The sequence below is a fragment of the Photobacterium sp. genome, from assembly GCF_033720175.1.
Lineage (GTDB): Bacteria > Pseudomonadota > Gammaproteobacteria > Enterobacterales > Vibrionaceae > Photobacterium.
In genome coordinates this window covers 23,107-47,757 of the sequence record NZ_JAWWDA010000017.1, presented here as the reverse complement: position 1 = coordinate 47,757, position 24,651 = coordinate 23,107, and the positions used below count along the sequence as shown (strand labels likewise).

Sequence of the window (24,651 nt, the reverse complement as noted above, 5' to 3'; positions counted from 1 at the left end):
ACTTAAGATGCTCAAAGGAGCAGGCTATTACTCAGCTTCTACGAAACCGTCTTGTTCAGCTTGCACAACGATATCTTGGTTGCGAGCTTCAGTAACAGTTTGTGCTACAGCACCAGTGTAAAGCTGGATAGAACGGATTGCATCATCGTTACCAGGGATAACGAAGTCAACGCCGTCTGGGTTAGAGTTAGTATCTACTACTGCAAATACTGGGATACCCAGGTTGTTAGCTTCTTTAACTGCGATATGTTCGTGATCAGCATCGATTACAAACATTGCGTCTGGCAGGCCAGCCATGTTCTTGATACCACCAAGAGACTTCTCAAGCTTTTCCATTTCACGAGTACGCATTAGCGCTTCTTTCTTGGTTAGCTTGTCGAAAGTACCGTCAGAAGACTGTGCTTCCAGATCTTTCAGACGCTTGATTGACTGGCGAACAGTTTTCCAGTTAGTCAGCATACCACCCAACCAACGGTTGTTTACGTAGTACTGGTCACAGTTGATCGCTGCTTCTTTGATTGATTCGCTGGCTGCACGCTTAGTACCAACGAAAAGGACTTTACCTTTACGAGCAGAAATCTTGTTGATTTCAGCCAGTGCTTCGTTGAACATTGGTACAGTTTTCTCAAGGTTGATGATATGTACCTTGTTACGTGCACCGAAGATGAATGGCTTCATCTTTGGGTTCCAGTAACGAGTTTGGTGACCAAAGTGTACACCAGCCTTAAGCATGTCGCGCATTGATACAGTTGCCATTGAATATTCCTCTATGGGGTTAGGCGTCCACATATCCCATCCTACCGACCCTTTATCACCGTTCGAAACAACTCGCTGCCTCATCGAGAGAACAGCCGCATAACGAAAGAATGACGGGCACCCCGGAGCATGTGCCGATATGTGTGAGTGATTAATAAAAGTAAGTATAATTTAACTAACAGAGTCGAAACCCAATTAGCTAATTACGGCGCGCTTTATACCATATTTCATCATCAAAAATCCAGCCTAAATATATTCGAAGTCACGAAACTTGGTTTCCATCCTCAGCCCTCGCTGTTAACATATACGTAATAGTAAACCGTCATTCATAGAGAAGATTACATGAGCATCAAGATCAAAACGGCTGAAGAAATTGAAAAAATGCGCGTTGCAGGCCGTTTGGCCGCTGATGTGCTGGAAATGATCGAACCGCACGTCAAGGCGGGGGTCACGACAGAAGAACTTGATCGCATCTGCCACGATTACATCACTCAAGAGCAAGGTGCCATTCCCGCTCCGCTGAACTATCACGGTTTCCCTAAGTCAGTTTGCACCTCAATTAACCACGTTGTTTGTCACGGTATTCCTAGCGACAAAGATGAAGACGTGAATGGAAAGTACAACAAACCGGCAATATTGAAAGACGGCGATATCCTTAATATCGACATTACCGTGATCAAAGACGGTTACCACGGCGATACCTCTAAAATGTTTGAAATCGGTGAAGTATCACTGGAAGACAAACGTCTTTGCCGGGTGGCACAAGAGAGCCTGTACCTGGCCATCAAAAAAGTGAAGCCGGGTACCACGCTGGGTGAAATCGGCACCGCCATTCAGAAATTCATCAAAAGTGGCAACAGCCGTTTTTCTATCGTCAAAGACTACTGCGGCCATGGTATTGGTAGCGAATTCCACGAAGAGCCACAAGTTGTCCACTACAAGAACAACGATCGTACCGTACTGAAAGCGGGCATGTGTTTCACTATCGAACCGATGATCAATGCCGGTAAGTTTGGCTGCGTCTCAGATGAAAATGATGGCTGGACGGTCTACACCGTTGACGGTAAGAAATCTGCCCAGTGGGAGCACACCCTGCTGGTCACTGAGACCGGTTGTGAAATTCTGACCTTGCGTAAAGACGATACCCTGCCCCGCATTCTGTAAGTCAGACCACCGAATACGTCATTCCCTAAACAAGCCGGCAAATTGCCGGCTTTTTATTTATTGTTATCCGGTTATAGTAAGAACAAGCATTTTTACTCTATGGCACGGACTGCGATGACTGACACTTCCTCGGCTCTTCAGGCTTTTTCATCTGAATCCCTCACGCAAGAGAACTTGCGAACGGCACTCGAGCGCTTTTCTGAACAACAAAAGCAACTGTTTCTGCGGCATACCCCAATCACGGATTTGGTGCATGCGCGCTCGACATTTATCGACCAGCTGCTGATCCGCCTGTGGCAACATTTCGGCTTTGCTCAAAAAACGGATCTTGCCCTTGTGGCCGTGGGGGGGTACGGGCGAGGCGAGCTGCACCCCTTGTCTGATGTTGACATTCTCGTGCTCAGTGAACAACCGCTGGATGAAGCAACGGGAAAAATCGTCAGTGAGTTTCTGACCTTCCTGTGGGATTTGCGGCTGGAGATCGGCCATAGTGTCCGCACCGTTGCTGACTGCGTTGAAGTCGGCCTTGCCGATCTTACCGTCGCAACCAACCTGACTGAAGCCCGGCAGCTGTGTGGCAATGAAGCGCTATTCCAGTGTCTGCAGGAACAAGTAAACTCCGGTAAATTCTGGCCCAGTGAAGACTTTTACCGCGCCAAGCTGAAAGAGCAAAAAAGACGTCATGCCCGTTACCATGACACCACCTATAACCTCGAGCCCGATATAAAATCCAGCCCGGGCGGTCTGCGTGACATCCATACCTTAAGCTGGGTGGCACGGCGCCATTTTGGTGCCACTAACCTGTTAGAAATGAGTCGATACGGCTTCCTGACTGATGCTGAATACCGTGAACTGGTAGAGTGCCAGGACGCCCTATGGCGGATCCGCTTTGCCCTGCATATCGAATTGCGCCGCTATGACAATCGCCTTACCTTTGCCCACCAACCTTCAGTCGCCGCAAACCTCGGCTACACCGGCGAAGGAAACCGCGCTGTCGAAATGATGATGAAAGAGTTCTACCGCACTTTGCGCCGGGTGTCAGAACTCAATAAGATGCTGCTGCAGCTGTTTGATCAGGCGATTCTCGACAGCGGTAAAACCGCCGAGACAATCAGTCTTGATGAGGATTTTCAGCTTCGAGGCCATTTGATCGAGGCAACCAAACCTGCTCTCTTTCAGGCTCGTCCGGAAACCATTCTCGATATGTTCATGCATATTGCACAAAATTCTGACATTGAAGGTATTGCAGCACCGACTTTGCGTCAGTTACGGACTGCACGCCGACGATTAAATCGTTTTTTGGTTGAGATCCCAGCAGCCAGAGAAAAATTCATGGAACTGGTCCGCCAGCCTAATGCATTGCAAAAAGCCTTCCGGCTGATGCATCGCCATGGTGTTTTAGCCGCCTACCTGCCGCAGTGGAGCCAGATCGTCGGACAAATGCAGTTTGATCTGTTCCACGTCTATACCGTCGACGAACACAGTGTTCGCCTGCTCAATAACCTCAATAAGTTCAATGATCCGGAGAATCGGCAACTTCACCCAATCTGCTGCGAAGTCTATCCGCGGCTTATCAAAAAAGAGAGCCTGATCTTAGCGGCAATTTTCCATGATATCGCCAAAGGCCGCGGTGGTGATCATTCTGAATTAGGTGCCACAGAGGCGTATAATTTCTGTCTGCAGCATGGTCTTTCCCGCCCCGAAGCAAATCTGGTAGCGTGGTTAGTTAAACAACATCTGCTGATGTCGGTCACTGCCCAGCGCCGGGACATCTATGATCCGGAAGTGGTGTCCGAATTTGCTAAAGAAGTCCGTGATGAAGAACGGTTAGATTACCTGATCTGTCTGACGGTGGCTGACATTTGCGCCACCAACCAGGATCTATGGAACAGTTGGAAGCGTACCCTGCTTTCCGAACTCTATTATGCAACTCAGAAAGCACTTCGCCGCGGACTGGAAAACACCCCGGATGTTCGTGAACGTATCCGCCATAATCAGCAGCTTGCCTCGGCAATATTACGCAGCAAGAACTTTGCCCCCCGGGAAATTGAAGTACTATGGCAACGCTTTAAGGCCGATTACTTTCTGCGCCACACTCACAATCAGATAGCCTGGCATGCTGAAGCGATCCTGACCCATAAGGACAATGACAAACCCCTGGTCCTGATCAGAAAAAAAGCGACCCGGGGCGGTACCGAAGTCTTTGTCTACAGCAAAGACAAAGCGAAGTTATTTGCCATTGTAGTTTCTGAGCTGGGTAAGAAGAACCTCAGCGTCCATGATGCACAGATCATGAATAGCAAAGACGGTTACGCCCTCGACACGTTTATGGTGTTAGACCCGAGCGGGAAAGCCATTTGCGAAAACCGCCACCACTCGATACGTCGCGCTCTGATCAAAGCCCTGACGCACATGAAATCGGAACGCAAAAATAAACGAGCTTCTCGTCAGCTGCAGCACTTTAATGTAAAAACCAGAGTCGATTTCTTACCGACTAAAACCGGCAAGAAAACTACGATGGAATTGGTTGCGTTAGATATGCCAGGGTTACTCGCGAGGGTTGGATCCGTTTTTGCCAAGCAGAAGATCAGCCTGCAGGCCGCCAAAATTACCACTATTGGCGAACGGGCTGAAGACTTCTTTATTCTGATCAATGAACAGGGCACTCAATTGACAGCCGAACAGCAGCAGCAATTGAAAGAAGCGCTCATCGCCAAGCTTGATTCACCCGATTAATGCCGATTGGTATAAAACCAGCTCCTGAGCATCTGAATCTCTGATGCTCAGGGGATGCGCGATCTTGCCCACACTCTCACCGCCCACATCAAGAAATTATCACTGGTTCTTGCTACAGTGGCGGTATATTCACTTCACCAGTACAGCCATGCCATTGCTGGCAAACCAGAACAATTGAATGAGGCCTCTATGTACCCACACCTCACCAGTATCGGGATCGAACATCCGGAAACCATTGAGCGTTACAGCCTGCGGCAGGAAGCCGCAAATGACATTTTAAAAATCTATTTTGCCAAGCAGAAAGGTGAATTGTTTGCCAAAAGCGTGAAGTTTAAATTCCCGCGTCAGCGCAAATCTGTCGTCGTAAACAGTGGTAATCGCGAATACAAAGAAATTACCGAAATCAATCGTACGCTTACCCACATTATTGATGAGCTCGATCAAATCACCAAAAGAAAACCCAAAGATGTAGACATTAAAAAGAAAATTCTCAGCGACTTACGCCACTTAGAACAGGTGGTCAGCCATAAGATTGCTGAAATAGAAGCGGATTTAGACAAACTGAAATAACGTCGGACACCATAATAGGCGGAATATTCGGCGTGAATGAAAGAGAGCAGATATCGACTATCGGTGGGTGTAAGCGTCAAGGCATTCCTGCTCTTTAATCAGCAGAAATGCCTACCAAAGGCCGATTACACCAGTTGTGTGATAAAGCCACTCAACCAAGGCCGTGTCACTTCCAGCGCATCAAAATTCACACAGGCGTCGATGTCCAGCCGCTCTGCGAGCGGGGAGGCTTGCAACTGCTGTAACAGATAATCAAATTGCCGCCCGGCCCCGCAATAGCGCTCTTCACCATAGCTGGAATCCCCCATTGAAATCACCCCATAGCGAAGGTTGGGCAATAAGGGAAACTGATCATTGAGTGCAAAATAAAGCGGCAGGATATTATCCGGTAGTTCCCCCAGCCCGGTGGTTGAAGTTACAATCAAAACCACATCATTTTGATATTCAAGGAAGTCGGTGAGCAGAGGCTCTAAATAGAGTTGAACGACATGACCCTTTGCGGTCAACGTCTCCACCACCTCTTGCGCGACATCTTCTGCGCCACCAAAGACTGAACCTACAAATACGCCAACTTTTGCCATCTTTTTCTCGCCTCCCTTGCTGCCGGTTCCTTAAATTTGGCTATTGATGGCACAAGATGCAAATCCCCCTCCTCAGAACGGGAGCTACCTCATTAAAACAGCCGATCACCGCTTTATTATTGACTTGTTAATAAGTCTGCAGGCCAACCAAACGCAGCCATAACACGTAGCCATGTTTCATCAACATCAGCTTGAATATCAATCTCTTGACCAGTTACAGGATGGTCAAACTGCAGCCGTGATGCATGCAGCATCAGACGATGGCATTGATAATTTTCACGGAACATACGGTTATGGCGACCATCACCATGATTGACATCACCGATAATATGGTGGCTTAAATGGTGCATATGGCGACGCAGCTGATGCTTACGCCCTGTCTCCGGCTTCATTTCTACCAGACAATACCGGCTTGTGGCATAGCGCCCTACCGGAATATCCGTTTCGACAGTGGCCAACGGTTGGTATGCCGTTACCGCCTCTTGGGCTTCTTGCTCTTCAACCGCATTTTTGTCCGCGATCTTATCCAGATCTTTCTTTAGAGGGTAGTCCAATACCGCGGCTTCCTTGATCCAACCGCGCACGACAGCATGATAGGTTTTATGGATCTCTCGTCCGGCAAATTTCGGCATCATTAACGCGGCAATTTCACGGGATAAACCAAACAGCAGTACCCCCGAAGTCGGGCGGTCTAATCGATGTAACGGAAAAACATGCTGACCTAGCTGATCGCGCAGTGTTTGCATCACAAAGACCGTTTCATGGCTATCTAACCAAGAGCGGTGTACCAACATACCTGCCGGTTTATTAACTGCGACCAAATATTGGTCCTGAAAAAGAATTTCTAATTCCATCGATTATTGAGCCTTAAACAGGTTATCTAATTCGCCTGTGATACGAATTATGGAGTCAACATCCTTATTATGCTTCATCGCTTCTTCAACATAAGGTGAAAGTTCAAAATGCATCGGCAAAGGCAGTTGCATCGTGACGAGCCGAGTCATTTTAGGAATAAAGATCCATTGTAACCACTGGTTACAGGTTAGCATATCAACCGCAAACGGTTCTGTACTCGCCAACGAAGCCTGACTTGGTGCAACACTTTCCCAAAGGCCAGCTTCATGCATGACAACCTCAAGCTTTTCTAACAACAACTGGCTATGACGATATTTATCCATGATTCTGCTCTTCAAGAAATAGGCGCGCAAGGATACCACCTCAACTCCCTACCCCCAACATGTTACCTATTATCGCCCATTACCATGGTGAAATCAGACAATGCGATGGACGTAATTGAATAGTCAGTTAATTGTTGTCTTTGATATACTCTCGATTCAGATTTAGGAGCGATAGCTATGTCCATGGATACATTTCATACCCTCACCCAGTTACTGGATAATGCCGGTTGTCAGTACAAGATTTTCGATCTTGGTCGCCGTGTCAGCGAAATTGATATCGAGCAATTTAAGGCGGTTGAAGAAAATCGCCAACCTTATCCATGGCCGTTGCAGCAACATGCCCACCTTTCCATCTCTTTTTGGCAGAACGGTAATCCCCCATGGATCTGGTTCTTGCGCTTGCCATTGGATGAGCGTGGTTTATTAAAGCAAGCCGCGGTGGGCGATTTCATCAAGTATGTTATCGAAGCGATGGGGGCGACCCTGAATGCAGAACCAACAGAAGAAGAACAGCAGAAACTAGCCCAAAATCCATACACGTTTAAGCCTAATGATGACAAGATGGCCATTTTTCATGCCCAACTTCGTCAACAGATTTCGCTGCCTGCAAGCCAGTATTACGAACATGCCCAACACTTCTTAAGCGGTGCGCTAGGCTGGGACCAATGGCAAGGTGTCGGTCTACAAGGTCTGGCTGATGTTTGTGCCCGGATGAAGCAAGAAAATAACAGCACTTTACTGCGAAAAGCGGTGAATAATCTGCCAATGACACCACTCTATGCATTACTCGGCTGCTTGGAGCATGGTGATATTCCAGATAGTCTTAGCCAGCGATTAAGTGAGCGGTTACTAACAGAAACCGCATCGGCGGAGCCTGATCTCTTCTTAGTCGCCGCACTGATCCGCTCTCTGGCTGGCAGCAACAGTGAAACACTGACAGAGCAATTAGATCACCTGTTACAGCAAGCAGTGCTTTGCCACCCAGAAGTCTTAGTGGCAATAGCCGGCCGCTGCTGGAATGGCCTTGCGAACACTGACACGGCAAGCCTGTTCCTGCTTCGTTTAGCTGAAACCAAAGATCAAGCCTTGTTTAACCAACTGTTTACCGACCTTGTTATGTTGCCTTTACTGCGTGGCATCATGTTGCAGGTGCTTCATAGCCAAGCTAACCCGGCGTTAGTTGAAGCGATTACACAACTTCAGCAACATGCTCGTGGTCAGTAACAATACCAATCGGCATCTGCCGCACGAAGGACAGCCACTCAGAAATGGATAACTTACTTGCAATACTTTTGGTCACTTTCGGCGCTTACCTGTTCTGGCAGCAGCGCAGACAAACTGAATTGGCCCAAAAATTTATAGAACAGCGCTGTAACACCCTTAGGTTACAGTTACTCAGTACCGCGAGAGGATCTCATAAGCTCAAGGATCAGAAAGGCAACTGGGGATGGCAAACAGTGTACCTGTTTGAGTTTTCAGCTGATGGTCATGACGCATATCAAGGTTATGTGGTCATGAAAGGCTTCCGACCGATGCGCATTCATGTGCCACCGCATCGTATGCCGGAAACTGAAGGGCTTTAGAGTCTGGGGTCTGGCAGAGAAGTGGACTCGCTTCTCGTCTCAGGACTCGGCCAGAAACAAGAACGGGCGCGACTTTCGTCGCGCCCTTAGGTCTTACTTGCAGCAATCCCGCTACTATCGTGCTCCCTGCATCATTCCATTGAATCGCCGTAATCCTTCGACGTATTCCTTAATTCTTCGTCCTGAAGTTGTCCTTTGGTCTAATCCCGACCCGTCAATACATCCAGTACTGACTCTCTTCTCCGTCCTGGAGGTGTCCTTTACTTCGTCCTGAAGTGTTCCTTTATGCCTCTATCCCAGAGGTGTCCCTGACTTCATCCTGAAGTGGTCCATTTGTCTTCCTGACCAGTAAGTATCCTACTTACTAATTAACCGGTCCTTCGGTTGTTCCCTTCACAGTCCATGTTCGATATATCATCCTGATATACCGGCCTCATCCTGAGACTGCCATAATCCTTGGCTATTTCCTGTTCCGTTCCGGTCAGTTCCTTCCGACACCAATAAGATTACGCGCAATCGTGAAGAAAAGAACCCTCGGGCAAACAATTGTATCGGCGAGGAAAAAGTGCACATTAAGAGAAAACAATTTAATTTATTTGTATTCAACAACTTGAAGATGTAAGTCCGTGATCTGCCCGTTTATTTTTCCTGTATCTCCCACAGCTTTGTAAGAGATCTCTCACACGGATGCGAGATAAAAGAGATGATGACTCCCAGGCTACGGGTCATTAAAAACTCAATGAATACCCTTTTGACGATATAGATGGCGATTTATTTGAAAAAAATAAAATAGTCAGCATGAAAATTCCATGCGCAACCGAAAGAAGTGTGATTGTGCGGGGGCGTATTCTACGCATAAAAACGGGCGCGACTTGCGTCGCGCCCTTAGGTCTTACTTGTAGCAATCCGGCTACGAGAGTGCTCCCTGCATCATTCCGTTGAACCGCTGTATCCTTCAGCGTATTCCTTTTATTCTTCGTCCAGAAGAGATCCTTCGGCCTTCCTGACCCGTCGATACATCCGGCATCAACTCTCATCTCCTTCCTGGAGGTATCCTTTACTTCGTCCTGAAGTGTTCCTTTATACCTCTATCCCAGAGGTGTCCCTGACTTCATCCTGAAGTGGTCCATTTGTGATCCTGACCAGTAAGTATCCTACTTACTATTAACCGGTCCTTCGGTTGTTCCCTTCACAGTCCATGTTCGATGCATCATCCTGACATACCGGCCTCATCCTGAGACTGCCATAATCCTTGGCTATTTCCTGTTCCGTTCCGGTCAGTTCCTTCCGACACCAATAAGATTACCCTTTTTCCAATTCTGAACAAGATAGGGAAATCGCTTTTCTGATAGAGCGTTAAGAACAAAGAATACAATTAACACACAAGCAATTGATAAAAAACGAATTAATTTTCACACTTACCATTATACCCTACCGTCAAGCTAAGCATTTCCTACGCCTTTGTAAGAGATCTCTTACAAGAGCAGCAGAAATCAGGTCGACTTGTTGCTTGGATCCCCCCTCACTATACTTATCTAGAAACACGATTCACCCAAATGGCAGCTGTGATATGAACCAATGAATTCTCGCTAAACCCTGCAGTTTGAGGTGGTTTGAGTATAATATTAATTTGCTGAGGGAATAATAATGGAAACATTCAATCACGACTTACCGAGCCTTTTCAGTCAACTTGGGTTAAACAACTCAAAGGAATTTATTGAAAACTTCCTCACCGAACACCGTCTTGAACAACACGAAAAATTGATAGAAGCCCGTTTTTTACAACCATCTCAGCAACGTTTTTTAAAAGAATCCCAGGAACAGGACGCCGACTGGTGTGAAGTCATTGATCAACTCGATACTTTGCTACGAAAATAGCCATATATTCAGAAACAAGTAGGCCACAGGGATCAAGGTTAAAATGTCAGACATCACCCAAGCGTTAGAACAGGTTATTACGTCACTTATCGCAGAGGGCAAAGAGCCCTCAGTCGCCTTAATCAAAGCCAGACTGGCTGATCCGCTGCCAATACCGGTAATTATTAAAGCGCTGCAAGCATGGAAGAAAAACGCCAAGGTTCCGAATATTCAAAAAACAGCGCCGACACTCACTACCGAAGCACGCATCAAACAACTCGAACAGCAAGTTGCCGAACTGACCACCCGATTAGCGCGTTTAGAGAACAACTAAAACAAGGGGGCACCTGACAGGTGCCCTCGCCGCAGAAAAGGCCATAATATGATGTTGAAATCTATACGGCCACACAGATCCCGTCTCGAACGCGGGGATGTCACACTTCAGCGTTGGTGTTGGGTTTAATGTTTTTAAATAAACTTCAAATAAACCTTTACAATAATCGATACTACGGTATTATCCATCTCGCTCTGTTGTTCAGAGTTATTAATGAAACATCAAGTAAAAGTAAAACCTTAGAATTTCTTCGTTATTGTTGTTATCCTCAGTGTTTCCCTTAGCTTCGTCGTCACATTCAATAATTCAAGCTTTCAGCGCATCGCATTATCGCGATCACTTTATGAATTTAAATATATAAGGGACAAAAAATGTCTAATAAAACAACTGGTCTAGTAAAATGGTTTAACGAAGATAAAGGTTTTGGTTTCATCACTCAAGACAACGGCGGTGCTGACGTATTCGTTCACTTCCGTGCAATCGCTTCTGAAGGTTTCAAAACTCTGGCTGAAGGCCAAAAAGTTTCTTTCGAAGTAGAGCAAGGCCAAAAAGGCCCTCAAGCTTCTAACGTAGTAGCGCTATAATTTTGTAAGTCGGCGTAAATGGTCTCATGACCATTTACGTCACTTTTAATAACTATCAACCAATTATTTATACCGTACATTAGAAAATATAAACATTTCTTACATCTGCTTTTTGTATATGTCGTTACGTTCCTTATTTACTTCGCAGTATTATTATAAATAAAACCATCAAACTTAAACATCAGACATTTAATTACAATTTTAGGTTTTTAACTTATTCTGTTTTTATCATTCTGATAATTAAGACAAGGGTACTTATGTCTCGTTCAATAGGTCGAAAACGATTTTGGTTTCAGCAAGGTCGCCAAGAAAACAATACAACAAAAATAAAGGTAATTAAATGATTGTGAACTTTAATATTTTAAAAGGTAATATTTCGTGGGATGCATTAATACATCAACTAAATAGTGATGTCTTATTACGCCATATTCTAATGAAAGGTAACGTCGATAATATGGATATTAAACTTTCGTATTGTGAGAAAACATGTGAAGGCAATATCATTAATAACGGCAATCAACTTATTGGTAACTTTTCCATTTCCTTTTAGTACTTTTATTCCCCTCCAGTTATATTTTATATTTTAAATCACATACTGCCGCATTAAATCTTTCAGAAAAGACTGATTGAAAAAACTTGTCACACGGTCAATTACGGTGTGAATAACAATATCAGTCGTTACAGAACACTTGATAGTTTGAGATTTTCTGCTTAGCTGATAGGCCCAACCGAGCGGAAAAGCATGGCTTGGTTATATCCTGAAGCTCTTCAGAATCAGCTATCAATAAGATTTATCGATAGCCGCCTGTATTACCGCAGTCCAGAATGTTTAATCCTTAAAATCCCACGACAAGTTACTCACCAAATGACATTCATCGCACTTGAAGTCAAATATCTCATGCAATGCCTCGTCCAGCGCCCAATCACCACCGCAAACAGGGCACACCCGTGCTTGCTCTGATTCTTTACCTTCACCACCAACGCGATAGATATACAGATATGTCGGGATCTCACTTACCGCTTCCATACGGCGACATAAATCCCAACCTCGGCGGAACAGAATACTTTTGCTGGAGCTGATTTCAAGCAATGTAGGCTGTTCAGCCACTGAAGCATTCATTTGGAGTTGATCACAAGCGCACCAGTCTTCCTGCCATTTGATCAATGGCTTCTGATCGCCATTTTCAAGTGAAGGCAACCGATATAGAGGTACCGGCTGGAAATGTTCCCCACAACGGATCGGTGAGCAGGTATGTAAATGACTGGTATATAAAATCTGCCAGCCTGGCTTTTCACATTCATCGCTGGGATCCGAATTCATATCCTCACCAATGACTTTCACTTTCGGTCGCAATAGACCAAATTCACTCAGCTGGTCAAAAGCCTGTTTCACCTGAGGGCTATGGAAGTCAGGATGAAGACTGTTCGCCTCAGGGCAAACAACCCTGGCGACAAAGTTGCCACCATTCATTGCTATCGGCAGCTCACGACCAATAATTTGACCGCTGTAACGCAGGCAGTCCAAACAATAGTTGATCGCTTTCTCAACGGCCCCCAGCGAGGTGTCACAATAAACCTCAAAGTCCAGTTCAGTTATATACATCGATCAGGCCTCTTTTACTACAGGCTCTAACTGACGCAGAAAGCTCGCGACATCTTGCGCCAGAACCTCACGTATATTTTTCCCTAAGGTTTCCAATACCACCTGGCCGGTCATATTGCAGATAGCGATGACTTGATCTTCTTTTTCTAATACGCCGATAAATACGGTGGGCTTCAGCTTCAAACGGCGCTGAGTGACCAAATGCCCCAAAATATTTTCCTGCAGGCGCTGCACATCTTCTTCACTGAATGCCTGAAGCAAGTCAAACTCGATATCGTGACCTTCCCCTTGGAACCTGGCTGTCATATCACCGCTAAACTGCGCACCGTAAAAAGCGGTAATGTCGTCATGCAGACGCAGCTCTATCCCTTTTTCGACCCCGGTAAGATCCCCCATCGGATTTCGTGCAACCGGAGTCCAGCTCACTTCATCGCCATCGTCGGCCTTTACACATGGCGAGACCAAGCCGACCAAGTCACTGCTTCGTGGAAAACCTTGACCGGCATCACACCATGCTTGCAAAAAACGGGTGGAAAATTCAGATAAAGCCACCGCAACCGGATGATTCATTCGCAACCTCACAAAAGATTAAGTAAACTTTGTCTATTCTAATCCAAGAGTGTCCAGGACAGTATGAGCAAATATCAAGACGCGAAAGAATTAGCCGGTTTAACCCTAGGCCAAGGTACGGAATACAAAGACCAGTATGATGCCACTCTTCTTCAGCCTGTTCCGCGCAGCCTGAACCGTGATGATCTGGCACTTGGCGAAACACTGCCATTTACTGGCTATGACATCTGGACACTGTATGAGCTTTCCTGGTTAAATAGCAAAGGCCTGCCCCAGGTTGCCATTGGTGAGGTTCGCCTACCAGCCAGCAGCCCTAACCTGATTGAATCGAAGTCATTCAAGCTATATCTAAACAGCTTCAACCAAACTAAATTTGCAAGCTGGCAGGAAGTGGCGGATGTGCTTCAGAAAGATTTAACCCAGTGTGCCGGTGAAGATGTCGATGTCACTATTCAGCCTTTAGCCGATTTTGATGACCAGCCGATTGTCAATTTCAGTGGCGAATGTATCGATGATCAAGATATTGAAATCACCAATTATGAATTTGATGCCAGTTATCTTGAGGGAGCAACTGAAGAAGAGGTTGTAACCGAAGATCTAAATAGCCACCTGCTAAAATCCAACTGCCTGATCACCAGTCAGCCCGACTGGGGCAGCGTCAAGATCTCGTATAAAGGCAAGCGTATTAATCGCGAAAAACTACTACGCTACCTGGTCTCTTTCCGCAACCATAATGAATTCCACGAGCAATGTGTTGAACGTATTTTCACGGATATCATGAAGTTCTGCCAGCCGGAATTGCTGACCGTTTATGCGCGTTATACCCGTCGTGGCGGCTTAGATATCAATCCTTACCGTACCAATCAAGGCAAAACGCCAAGCGATAACTTCCGCTTAGCTCGTCAGTAATTACCAGACGACAAAATTTAGGTAATAAGTCCGGCAAAAACGTGTACTTTGCTGGACTTGATTCTTCAACCCAGTAATATTAGGCCTCTGTGTTTATTGTGGTTTAAGAGATAGTATGAGTTTTCGCCGCTGGCTGATAAGTATAATAGTTATCCTGATTGGTTCCTTTAGCGCGCATGCGAAAATCTATACAACCCCCATTCTGACCGACGCTAGTGAGCTATTACAAACCAGCCCGGAACAAGCACTGGAAGCCGCCAATCGTTATTTAAGCCAACGTCGCTTAAGTGAGCCAAAGGAATCGTCGCGCGTTCATGTTAATGACGAGACTGACCATACGGTTCGCACCCCGCTGAATACAATCAACGCGCTGCAGATCAAAGCGCAGGCATACTCGCTGTTAAACCAGACAGAAAAAGCCATCAGTACCATTGAATCAGCAGAAGCACTGGCCACCAGTCATGGACTCACCTATACCATTTTTGAAACACGCCTCCTTCATGCCAAAATATACTGGGACAATCTTAAAAACAGCGCTATTGCTCTCAGCATATTGGATCAGGTTGATAAAGATATCAGTCAGTCGCAGCCGCTGAAACTCACGACTCAGATTAAAGTTCTGCAATATCAATCGGCGATGCAGCGTGCCGTCATCGAATCCGCTCTCGATAATAATGACCGGGCAGAAAAACTGTTTGCCGAGGCCAAGCTTTTTTTGACGGATTTGGACGATCAGGAAGAGCAGATCACTTATCAACTTACGATCGGCCATCACCACCTGCAACAGAAACACTACGATTTAGCACTAGACCGCCTGCTGAGTGGATACTGGCTGGCTGTTGAGAGCGAAAACAAAGCAAAAATAGCACTCGCAAACTACGAGCTTGCAATGTTATTTGAACAGCGCAATGTCTTTGATAAAGCATTGGAACACGCCACCCTCGCCGGTGAATTTTTCGAGCATTACCAACACACCCAACCGCTGGCCAAGACATTAGCGCTGATTGCTTCAATCTATGAGCAACAAAGTCGTTACAACCTTGCTTTGGTGCATTATTTCAATGCATTAGATCAGGAGAATCAACTGCGGCATAATATTCGTTCAGCCCGCCTGCGACTCAGTATCGCCCGGGTTTATCTGCATCTATACAACTACCCCAAAGCAGAACAGTATCTTCAGCAAGCCCGTCAACTTGCCCAGCAAGCAAGCAATGAAACCATCCAGGCCGAAGTCCAAATCCTGCAAGGCAAGCTTGAATTGGCCGAAGGTCGCCTGGAAAAGGCAATATCTACGCTGCAGGCCGGTCTGATTTCAGCCAGCCGCACAGGGCTACGGGAACTTCAACTTCAGGGAGAGTCTATTCTTTCTGAGACTTTCGAAAAACAGCACGACTACTATAATGCCTTGTTAAGCCAGCGACGATATGAGCAGCTTTTTGCCAGCCAGCAAGAAAGCCAGCTCAAAAGTCATGTTGACGTATTCAAGCAACAGCAACGGATGCTGGAGCGCTCCCTGCAGCTTGAAGAAATGGAACGTCAGCAATTTCAAAATGAAAAATCGATATATAAACAAAAGAAAGTCAGCCTGTTTTTACTCTGTGTCATTACATTACTAACCATTTTTCTCATCCGCTGGCACCAGACAGTCAAGCAACTGAAAAAAAGACTGAGTATTTTACGTACTGAATTCTATACCCACCCTCGTAGTGGATTACGCAACCTGAGAATGCTCAATGCCCGCCTGCCAAACTCGCTGCAACAGAGCAGTGCTAACTTTGAACAATGGCATTTAGGTGAAATTATTAATGAGCCACTGAGTGATCGCCTGCGATTTGCGTTATTTGAAGTCCCTTTTTTAAAGCACCTTCACCTGCAATATGGCTATCAGCACGGCTTAGAAGTTGAACGTCAATTCGGTGATTATCTGAAAGAGCAGATCTGCAAACCGGCACGCCTCTATCACTTTTCAGACGCGATGTTCCTGTATATTGAGCCTAACTCGCGCTTAAATACAGAACCAAAGCAATTGGCTGACTCTATCCAGCAACTGGTCGATAATTTCATGATTGAACGTCAACTCGACTCACGCGTTCGAATCGGTATGGCCGAATACCCCTTTTTGCCTCGCGCTTATACCGCCATCAATGATCAGGAGCTGATAGATATCCTGCTAATGGCCGCTAACGCCGCACGCCTTAACAGCAAGACTGAACAAGGTAGCCAGTGGGTGCACCTGAGTGCGATTGATGCCGCGCCGGCCGCGAGTTTCGCATCTGATAATATTCGTAAAGCCTGTATTCAGGGCATCGCTAATGGACTGGTCAAAGTGCAGAGTTCATCGGCAAAAGAGTTCAACTGGAACAATGATCACGATTCAGACAAAAATGTCATTTAAACTAATAGCGTTATCTATCATCACGCCGATAACAGCTAAACGCCAAGCACGTTTTTTGCTAACATGGCTCAAACAGTCCTGAGTAAACGACTCATTAAAAAGGTTAATTTTATGTTTTTGGGTAATTCATCAACAACGTGACTGACATTAATGCCGTTGCTTCGGAAGTGAGTAAATTGAAGCAGCGCTTGGACCAAGCTCAATTGTCTTATCGCGATGCTTCGCTGAAGTCTCGCCGTGAGATTGTAATCTTAAAGCGCTTGATCACTCGTTTATCTGTCGCCTGTCGCGGACTGGACTGTGAGCTGGACACTAAGCTGATTGAACTTCGCACTGAACTCGACCAACCCAAAGACATCAGTAAACTCATTCCCCGTCTGGCTGTTATTGAACGCTTAGTAACCCGCCAAGCGGGATTCACAGAAAAAGAAAACCAGCGTCTCGATCAACAGATTCACCGGAGTGGTGAAACGCTGAAACGGGTCCACGGTTTACCTGCCCAGCTCAAGCGAGAACTGCGCAATATTCTCAGTGCCAAGTCAGAGAGCCTCGCCCACAATCACCAACGTATTCTGCGCTTACTGGAATTGTATGAGCGCTCGGTGAAGCTGATATCAACATCTAATGATAATCTGGCGCTTAAAGACACCCTAGATCATGATTTGCAGCTTCAGCTGACCAATGAACTGCAGCATTTAATCACCGAGCTGGATTTTGATGGCGAATCCGGCGATAAACTGCTGGCCATCCGCAACCGATTATTGATCGGTGTACCGCCACAGACACTGATTGAGTTGTCGCTGGAAGTCTTACGCCTGGTACTCAATGGCACCCACCAGGAACGTCGTTCCTCACAGAAGTTCTTAGATTCGGTGAACAGCGATCTGGCCACACTGCAAAAAACCACTAATCAAAATGTTGGGCAGACATCGGCCTTATACGCACATCACGGTGAGCTCACCACCGAACTGGCGACGGTCATCAATACTGTCAAACAAGGCCTGCAAGATCAAAAAAACCTGGAAAGCTGGCGCCCGACATTAACCGTACTGACGAAAGAGTTACAGGTCTTGGTCGATCGCAACCGCGCGTTGGAAAAACGAGAAAAAATGCTGATTGAGCAACTCAGCTATAACGAGAATAAAGTTACCACCTTGTTTGAGCAAACACTGGATTACCGTCAGCGCCTCAATGATCAGGAACGTAAAATGTTTCTCGACCACCTGACAAAAGTCTATAACCGTGCCGCACTGAATGATCGCCTTGAACATGAATATCGTCGCTGGCTACGCTATCAGCATCCGCTGTGCGTTGCATTGATTGATCTCGACGATTTCAAGGACATTAATGACAGTTACGGCCATATAGCCGGTGATAAAGCATTAAAGATCATTGCCCGCACTATCCATCAGTGCCTCGAAGAAACGGACTTCATCGCCCGCTTTGACGGCGATGAATTTGTCGTGATCATGCCTGATGTCAGTGAAGAAGAAAGGAATAAACGTCTTAACAAAATCCGTGAGTCAATTTCGCAATTGCCTTTCCGCTTCCGGGATCAAAATGTCACTATTTCAATCTCGATTGGTGCCACCTTATTTGAAGGTAACGATACGCCGACCGATATCATTGAACGTACTGAAAAAGCACTCTACAGTGCGAAAAGTGCCGGCCGTAACCGCCTGATCTGGATTTTATAACCCTAAGACCAATTTTCACCGAACTCTGGTCAAATCCGCTATCCCTGTGTATGGTAAAAGCAACCGGTTAATTATTAACAATCTGCAGCAACCTTTATACCTAACTGATATTTATACCGATTAATATATCTTCAACTGACTCCTGCCTTAGTTCAACTCGCCACCATGTCGTTCTGGAGCAAATAGAAAGCACGCGATTACTGACAAATCACTACCAGCATAACTGGCACTTTTACTGATGGTATTAGACACCTAAGCAACTAACTGAACATTAATGCCCATGGGTATTACTCTACGATTTTCTCTTACGACGTCACCAACGCCGTTTCATCGTGACCAGGGAGGTAACTATGATTACTCATATCAGTCCAGTCGGATCCATGGAGCTGCTTTCGCAACTCGAAGTTGACCGCCTGAAAGCCACTGCATCCAGTGATCTGTATCGCTTGTATCGAAACTGTTCACTGGCAGTCTTAAACTCTGGCAGCCACACCGATAATTCAAAAGAGCTGCTGGAAAAACACAAAAGTTTTGATGTCAATGTGATGCGCCGTGAGCGCGGCATCAAGCTCGAACTGATCAACCCGCCAGAACATGCCTTTGTTGATGGCCGCATTATCCGTGGAATTCAGGAGCATATGTTCGCGGTACTGCGTGATATCGTCTACGTTAACATGCATGTACAGCAGCACAATAACCTCAACCTAACCAGCACTATCCATATTACCAATTTTATTTTCAGTATCTTACGTAACGCCCAGATGTTGCATTCGGGCGAAGATCCAAACATCGTTGTATGCTGGGGTGGTCATTCGATCAATCCGATCGAATATCAATACACCCGAGAAGTCGGTCAGGAACTGGGCTTGCGTGAACTGAATATCTGTACGGGGTGTGGTCCCGGTGCGATGGAAGGGCCAATGAAAGGCGCGGCTATCGGTCATGCCCAGCAGCGTTATGGCAACAGCCGTTTTCTTGGCATGACCGAGCCGTCAATCATTGCCGCTGAACCACCGAATCCGATTGTTAACGAGTTGGTGATTTTTCCTGACATCGAAAAGCGCCTCGAAGGTTTTATCCGCGTCGGGCACGGCATTATTATCTTCCCCGGCGGAGCCGGTACGGCAGAAGAGTTGCTCTATATTCTGGGGATTTTAATGCACCCGGAAAATGCAGATCAGCCAATGCCTCTGGTATTGACCGGGCCAAAAGAAAGTGAAGCGTATTTCCGCACCCTTGATGCCTTCATCAAGGACACCCTAGGGGAAGAAGCCCAAAAACATTACCATATTATTATTGATGATCCGGAAAAAGTCGCCCAGGTCATGAAGGCATCAATGCCGTTGATTAAAGAGCACCGCTTAGCAACTGGCGATGCTTACAGCTTTAACTGGTCACTGAAAATTCCGCCGGAATTCCAGTTACCGTTTGAACCAAACCACGATTCAATGTCGACATTGGATCTACACACCAACCAACGTCCGGAGCACCTCGCCGCCAGTTTGCGGCGCGCTTTTTCTGGCATCGTTGCCGGTAATGTCAAAGAAGACGGGATCCGTGCCATTGAACGAAAAGGGCCGTTTAAGATCAATGGCGATATCGCACTGATGAAGCGTATGGACAAACTGTTGAAGAATTTCGTTGTACAGCAACGAATGAAGTTGCCAGGCACCCAGTATGAGCCTTGCTATGAGATCATCACTTCCCAGCCAAACGGAAAATAACCCACCCAGCGGTTACACGCTCTCGCGGCAATGGAACACCCAAACCATCTCGCATCTTGAGGTGGTTTAGGTATAGAATAAGGGCCTGTATCGCCCTTATTCTTATCAAAGTCAGTCGTTGTTATGTCTATCCATCTTGTTGTTATTGATGCCCTAAACCTTATTCGTCGTGTTCATGCGGCCCAACCCGGTGAGCCGGATGTGCAAAATACCGCCCGCGTTTGCTGCCAGGCATTAGGCAAGATTATTAAGAGTAGTATCCCTTCGCACATTGTGGCGGTCTTTGACCATCATAGCGACGACCGGGGATGGCGTGCCGAGCTCCTGCCTCACTACAAGGAAGGCCGCAAGCCGATGCCGCCTGAACTAGCTGAAGGCATGGAGGCGATACAGGATGCCTTTATGGCCATGGGAATCGACTCACTGTTATCGGATGGCGATGAAGCCGATGATTTAGTGGCCACACTGGCACTGAAAGTCGCCGACAGGGGGGAGCAGGTGACCATTATTTCAACCGATAAAGGCTACTGCCAGCTGTTGCGCCCGACTTTACGGGTGCGTGATTATTTCCAGCAGCGCTGGCTCGATAGCCCCTTTGTCGAAAAAGAGTATGGGGTGAAGCCGGAACAACTGCCTGACTACTGGGGATTAGCGGGGATCAGCTCCAGTAAAATCCCCGGCATTCCCGGTATCGGCCCGAAAGCTGCCGCCGAATTACTGGCACTTTACCCTGATCTTGAAACGATGATTGCCGCCGATGAACTGCTGCCAAAGTGGAAGAAAAAAGTCGATGAGCATCATGATCTGGCCATCGCATCGAAACAAGTTGCCACCCTGAAAACAGATCTGCAGCTTGGCTTCAATCTGCAGGATATCCGCTACCAGCCACAAAGCTAATCATCGCCGCTCCCGCTGATATAAAAAACGCCATCAGCAATGATGGCGTTTTTTTGTATTTCAGCATTGTCTATCTGAACTCACTTAACACTCGTGATACGAAATCCCGCTTTAGCAACAATGGCAAGTATTGTTCAGTCTCAACATTAATGCGGGGAACGGTTGTCCAAACGCTGGATGTGGACCGTGATTTCTTCTCGGTCATGATACAGGTGCTTCGCCTGCAGATTGAATTTCACACCATTTTGGATCAGGTAATGCTTCAGGTTTTCAATATCCTGCAGCACTTCATCGTAGCGGCCTTTCATTGGCAGTTTGAGGTTGAAGATCGCTTCTTTTGCCCAGGCCTTGATCAACCAGTCACCCATCAGGTGAGCAACCCGTGCCGGTTTCTCAATCATGTCGCAGACAATCCAGGTCACATTCTTACGTGGCGGCTCAAACTTGAAGCCATCCACTTCATGGTGCTTAACCTGGCCGGTATCCATCAGGCTCTGCGCCATCTGACCGTTATCGATCGCATGTACAAACATCGAGCGCTTAACCAGCTGATACGTCCAGCCCCCCGGACAAGCACCCAGATCAACCGCCCACATACCGGAAGCCAGACGCTCATCCCACTCTTCACGCGGAATAAATACGTGGAAGGCTTCTTCCAGTTTTAGCGTTGAACGGCTCGGCGCATCGGAAGGAAACTTAAGGCGCGGAATACCCATAAAGAACTGCGAGTTGTTGTTCGATAGCGAGTAACCGACATAGCAACAGCCGGGGGCGATAAAGCAGACATGAAGCACTGGCTTCCATCCATTATCTTTCGCATACAGCACTTCTTTTTTACGCATCGCCTGGCGCAGCGGTACCGTGAACTTACGACAGAATTTCAACAGCTCTTTGGCTTCATTGGTATCTGGCGTTTCAATGCGCAGATCACCACAGCGAGGGAAATCTTTTACCGCTTCAAGGATCGGTGAAATACGATCGTCTTGCGGTAAATCCGTTAATAACGTTGTTGCCGCAAACATCTGCCGGGCAAATATTAACGAAGAGAAAGGCTGTAGTTTAATGAATTTCTCGGCATCACCCTGCTGATGAAATTCAAACACCACATAACCGGTATTGTTTTTCGTCCGAGGAAAACCATATAACTCCAGTTTGTTCGCTTTGTCTTGAACTTCACCGGCACATTCTTTTTCAAAGCCTGGACGACAGTACAATATAACTTGATTCACTTTGAACCCTCAAGCTGAACGCCAGGCAGCCACCGCAAGCGCTACCCAACCAATAATAAAACACATGCCCCCCAGCGGAGTGATGGGGCCGAACCATTTAACTCCCGTCAACGCCAGCACATACAGGCTGCCGCTAAAGAGCAAAATTCCTGTTGCAAAAAACAGGGCTGCGTATTGTACTGCTTTTGTCGGCATAATGCGTGCCCATAATCCACATCCGATCAACGCGAGCGTATGCCAGGCCTGATATTGCACCCCGGTTTGAAACACATCGAGCAAAGAAGGTGGCAACTGAGCTTTCAGGCCGTGAGCGGCAAAGGCTCCCAGCGCCACCATTACGGCACCGCTTAACGCTCCGAAAAGTAAGATAATTTTAACCGGCACTCACACACTCCTTAATAAAATCGGCTAACTGTTCTATCGCTAATTCGCGGTTTCCCTGCTCGGTATGCCCCGACGCTTTTCGCGGCTTAAGGCTATGGTCACCATCAGGTAAAAAACTGACAGAAACCGATTTTGCATACTGCCAGCCTTCAACTTCAGCTCGGGTACCAAAGGTATCTCGCTCTCCCTGCAGAATTAAGGTCGGTAACGTGGCGACTTTTAAGTGCTCTCCGCGAAAGTTCTCCGGCTTGCCGGGCGGATGAAAAGGAAACCCTAAACACGCCACTCCCTGCACGTTCGCACTGCAGTTTTCCACCTCAGCTGACTCAGCCGCGATGTCGCTAACTATCAGGCTGGCCATACGCCCGCCCATCGATTTACCACCAATCACCAGCTTACCGTCAGCAAAATGATTGATATGCTTTTGGAAGTCCAGCAACAGCTTAGGCTGGCGATCAGGCGGACGCTTTTTACCGTCTTCCCGGCGTTTGACCATATAAGGAAAATCAAACCGGATAACGCGGATGTCATGCTTAGCGAGGCCTTGCGCCATCGCCGTCATGAATTCGTGATCCATCCCAGCTCCGGCACCATGAGCAAATAGAAAGGTCGCTATCGCCTCTTCGCCTTGCTGGGGGCCATCAATCAGGTATGTCGGCAATGTGGATACTTGTTCGACATCAGTCACCGGTACTGTATTAGGCATCCGTAATATCCTCTTGTTCGCTGGCGGCTTTTGCTAGGACCCAGTCACGGAAAGCCTGAATACGTCCGGTCTCGGCTTGTTTTTCCTGGCACACCAAATAGAACGCATTTTTACTCATCAGTATTTCATCAAAGGGACGGACCAGGCGCCCGGCGTCTAATTCTGGTTGCGCTAACACATTATTCCCCAGCGCAATCCCCTGACCGTGTACAGCGGCCTGAAGCACCATGGTTGAGTGGCTAAAAATAGGCCCCTGGTTAACGTTCATACCGGTTAGCTCAAAATGGCGAACATAGCTTTTCCACTCTTTACGCGAGGTATCGTGCAACAGGGTGTGAAGCTTGAGATCATCGAGCGTACGCAGCGGTTTAGGCCCGGTTAGCAGCATCGGCGAGCAGACGGGCAGCAAGTATTCCTGATACAGTTTATCGGCCCGTAATCCCGGCCAGTTACCACGGCCGTAATAAATCGCGACATCAACATCGTCGGTTAACGATCCTTCGTCCAGATCCACGGCTTTAATTCGCACATCAATCTCAGGATGGTGTTGATTGAAATCAGCCAGCCGCGGCACCAGCCACTGGATCGCAAAACTAGGAGGTAAACTAATGGTTAACGCCCCTTTTGCCCCCCGTTCAAGCACCTTATCTGTCGCCTCTGAGATAGCAGAAAAAATGTCTTTTATATCGAGGAAATAGCTTTGCCCTTCCTCGGTCAGTAACAATGAACGGTTACGGCGGCGAAATAATTTCAGCCCGAGAAACTCCTCAAGGGCTTTAATCTGGTGGCTTACCGCCGCTTGTGTGACAAATAGTTCTTCCGCAGCCCGAGTGAAACTTAAATGCCGGGCTGCCGCTTCAAAGACCTTGAGTGAGTTGAGTGGTGGTAATCGTCTAGACATAGTTTTCCGCTACTGGCCAACACATTAGTTTTTTTTATGGCGAACATTATAAATTGTCCATTGTTCAAGTGCTATAGAAACCCTATGATTCTGAGCGCAGCAAAGGCTTGAACATCTGATATTTTGCTCTCTGGCACTATCGACAGGCCAATGCTGCGATGTTGTGTTTGCATATTGTCCGGGTTGTGCCGGACTGGTAGTCAATCTACCTATTTACTTCCTGTTTTTTTGACCTATCCGTCAAAGTTTTTATTGTTAAGCACTGTGTCTCAACACAGTGCTTTTTTTTATTC

The 24,651-nt window shown here is 46.9% G+C and carries 24 protein-coding genes; 14 read left to right on the top strand and 10 right to left on the bottom strand.

Features of this window, described 5'->3' with window-relative positions; genetic code table 11:
- Positions 1-27: 27 nt before the first annotated feature.
- Entirely contained in the window at positions 28-756 is a 729-nt protein-coding gene (gene rpsB / locus R3289_RS17105; RefSeq protein ID WP_107285017.1) for a 30S ribosomal protein S2, read from the bottom strand.
- 342 nt (positions 757-1,098) lie between these two features.
- Here rpsB and map point away from each other — a divergent pair, with 342 nt between their 5' ends.
- The 3 genes from map to R3289_RS17090 all read left to right on the top strand — a co-directional run bounded on the left by map (position 1,099) and on the right by R3289_RS17090 (position 5,226).
- Positions 1,099-1,920, top strand: coding sequence for a type I methionyl aminopeptidase (gene map, locus R3289_RS17100; RefSeq protein WP_318926899.1), 822 nt, complete (start codon positions 1,099-1,101; stop codon positions 1,918-1,920).
- Positions 1,921-2,034: 114 nt separating this feature from the next.
- Positions 2,035-4,656, top strand: a complete 2,622-nt coding sequence (glnD, locus tag R3289_RS17095) for a bifunctional uridylyltransferase/uridylyl-removing protein GlnD (protein ID WP_318926898.1) — start codon at positions 2,035-2,037, stop codon at positions 4,654-4,656.
- 189 nt (positions 4,657-4,845) lie between these two features.
- Entirely contained in the window at positions 4,846-5,226 is a 381-nt protein-coding gene (locus R3289_RS17090; protein WP_318926933.1) for a DUF3461 family protein, read from the top strand.
- A gap of 125 nt (positions 5,227-5,351) precedes the next feature.
- Here R3289_RS17090 and R3289_RS17085 read toward each other — a convergent pair whose 3' ends face one another.
- The 3 genes from R3289_RS17085 to R3289_RS17075 all read right to left on the bottom strand — a co-directional run bounded on the left by R3289_RS17085 (position 5,352) and on the right by R3289_RS17075 (position 6,985).
- Positions 5,352-5,807: a flavodoxin gene (locus R3289_RS17085; protein ID WP_318926897.1), complete on the bottom strand. Its 456-nt coding sequence runs from the start codon at positions 5,805-5,807 to the stop codon at positions 5,352-5,354.
- Positions 5,808-5,923: 116 nt separating this feature from the next.
- Positions 5,924-6,661, bottom strand: a complete 738-nt coding sequence (truC, locus tag R3289_RS17080; protein ID WP_318926896.1) for a tRNA pseudouridine(65) synthase TruC — start codon at positions 6,659-6,661, stop codon at positions 5,924-5,926.
- A gap of 3 nt (positions 6,662-6,664) precedes the next feature.
- Complete coding sequence (locus tag R3289_RS17075) at positions 6,665-6,985, bottom strand: YqcC family protein (RefSeq protein WP_318926895.1); 321 nt, start codon at positions 6,983-6,985, stop codon at positions 6,665-6,667.
- Between the two features lie 183 nt (positions 6,986-7,168).
- Between R3289_RS17075 and R3289_RS17070 the strand changes: the two genes are divergently transcribed.
- The 6 genes from R3289_RS17070 to R3289_RS17045 all read left to right on the top strand — a co-directional run bounded on the left by R3289_RS17070 (position 7,169) and on the right by R3289_RS17045 (position 11,893).
- Positions 7,169-8,209 carry a DUF3549 family protein gene (locus tag R3289_RS17070; protein WP_318926932.1) on the top strand — a complete coding sequence of 347 codons (1,041 nt, stop codon included), beginning with the start codon at positions 7,169-7,171 and terminating at the stop codon, positions 8,207-8,209.
- Positions 8,210-8,253: 44 nt separating this feature from the next.
- Positions 8,254-8,568 (top strand): DUF3301 domain-containing protein, encoded by a 315-nt coding sequence (locus tag R3289_RS17065; RefSeq protein WP_318926894.1) that lies wholly within the window; start codon positions 8,254-8,256, stop codon positions 8,566-8,568.
- A 1,647-nt stretch (positions 8,569-10,215) separates the two neighbouring features.
- The gene (locus R3289_RS17060; protein WP_318926893.1) at positions 10,216-10,446 is read left to right on the top strand and encodes a DUF2789 domain-containing protein; all 231 of its coding nucleotides are present in this window, start codon (positions 10,216-10,218) and stop codon (positions 10,444-10,446) included.
- A 43-nt stretch (positions 10,447-10,489) separates the two neighbouring features.
- Entirely contained in the window at positions 10,490-10,759 is a 270-nt protein-coding gene (locus R3289_RS17055) for a hypothetical protein (RefSeq protein WP_318926892.1), read from the top strand.
- 371 nt (positions 10,760-11,130) lie between these two features.
- Positions 11,131-11,343: a cold-shock protein gene (locus tag R3289_RS17050; RefSeq protein ID WP_107285006.1), complete on the top strand. Its 213-nt coding sequence runs from the start codon at positions 11,131-11,133 to the stop codon at positions 11,341-11,343.
- A 340-nt stretch (positions 11,344-11,683) separates the two neighbouring features.
- Positions 11,684-11,893 carry a hypothetical protein gene (locus R3289_RS17045; protein ID WP_318926891.1) on the top strand — a complete coding sequence of 70 codons (210 nt, stop codon included), beginning with the start codon at positions 11,684-11,686 and terminating at the stop codon, positions 11,891-11,893.
- 279 nt (positions 11,894-12,172) lie between these two features.
- Here the strand turns inward: R3289_RS17045 and R3289_RS17040 are convergent, their stop codons facing one another.
- Together R3289_RS17040 and syd are read right to left on the bottom strand one after the other, a co-directional pair.
- A complete protein-coding gene (locus R3289_RS17040; protein WP_318926890.1) occupies positions 12,173-12,946 on the bottom strand; it encodes a Zn-ribbon-containing protein in 774 nt (257 codons plus the stop codon).
- A 3-nt stretch (positions 12,947-12,949) separates the two neighbouring features.
- Entirely contained in the window at positions 12,950-13,516 is a 567-nt protein-coding gene (gene syd, locus R3289_RS17035; protein WP_318926889.1) for a SecY-interacting protein, read from the bottom strand.
- Between the two features lie 63 nt (positions 13,517-13,579).
- Between syd and queF the strand changes: the two genes are divergently transcribed.
- The 5 genes from queF (at position 13,580) to xni (ending at position 21,138) form a co-directional block, all read left to right on the top strand.
- Positions 13,580-14,425 (top strand): NADPH-dependent 7-cyano-7-deazaguanine reductase QueF, encoded by an 846-nt coding sequence (queF, locus tag R3289_RS17030; protein WP_318926888.1) that lies wholly within the window; start codon positions 13,580-13,582, stop codon positions 14,423-14,425.
- A gap of 115 nt (positions 14,426-14,540) precedes the next feature.
- The gene (locus R3289_RS17025; RefSeq protein WP_318926887.1) at positions 14,541-16,820 is read left to right on the top strand and encodes a GGDEF domain-containing protein; all 2,280 of its coding nucleotides are present in this window, start codon (positions 14,541-14,543) and stop codon (positions 16,818-16,820) included.
- A gap of 137 nt (positions 16,821-16,957) precedes the next feature.
- The gene (locus R3289_RS17020; RefSeq protein WP_318926886.1) at positions 16,958-18,517 is read left to right on the top strand and encodes a GGDEF domain-containing protein; all 1,560 of its coding nucleotides are present in this window, start codon (positions 16,958-16,960) and stop codon (positions 18,515-18,517) included.
- A gap of 350 nt (positions 18,518-18,867) precedes the next feature.
- On the top strand, positions 18,868-20,241 hold the full coding sequence (gene ppnN / locus R3289_RS17015; protein WP_318926885.1) for a nucleotide 5'-monophosphate nucleosidase PpnN: 1,374 nt from the start codon (positions 18,868-18,870) through the stop codon (positions 20,239-20,241).
- A 123-nt stretch (positions 20,242-20,364) separates the two neighbouring features.
- Entirely contained in the window at positions 20,365-21,138 is a 774-nt protein-coding gene (gene xni / locus R3289_RS17010; RefSeq protein WP_318926884.1) for a flap endonuclease Xni, read from the top strand.
- Positions 21,139-21,284: 146 nt separating this feature from the next.
- Here xni and rlmM read toward each other — a convergent pair whose 3' ends face one another.
- Genes rlmM through R3289_RS16990 form a run of 4 tightly spaced genes read right to left on the bottom strand, consistent with a single transcriptional unit; the run spans position 21,285 to position 24,358 of the window.
- Positions 21,285-22,367 (bottom strand): 23S rRNA (cytidine(2498)-2'-O)-methyltransferase RlmM, encoded by a 1,083-nt coding sequence (gene rlmM / locus R3289_RS17005; RefSeq protein WP_318926883.1) that lies wholly within the window; start codon positions 22,365-22,367, stop codon positions 21,285-21,287.
- A 9-nt stretch (positions 22,368-22,376) separates the two neighbouring features.
- A complete protein-coding gene (locus R3289_RS17000; protein WP_413466717.1) occupies positions 22,377-22,703 on the bottom strand; it encodes a DUF423 domain-containing protein in 327 nt (108 codons plus the stop codon).
- Between the two features lie 37 nt (positions 22,704-22,740).
- Positions 22,741-23,457, bottom strand: coding sequence for an alpha/beta family hydrolase (locus R3289_RS16995; protein ID WP_318926881.1), 717 nt, complete (start codon positions 23,455-23,457; stop codon positions 22,741-22,743).
- The gene (locus R3289_RS16990) at positions 23,450-24,358 is read right to left on the bottom strand and encodes a transcriptional regulator GcvA (RefSeq protein WP_318926880.1); all 909 of its coding nucleotides are present in this window, start codon (positions 24,356-24,358) and stop codon (positions 23,450-23,452) included. Before R3289_RS16990 ends, R3289_RS16995 begins: the two co-directional genes overlap by 8 nt.
- Between the last annotated feature and the right edge of the window lie 293 nt (positions 24,359-24,651).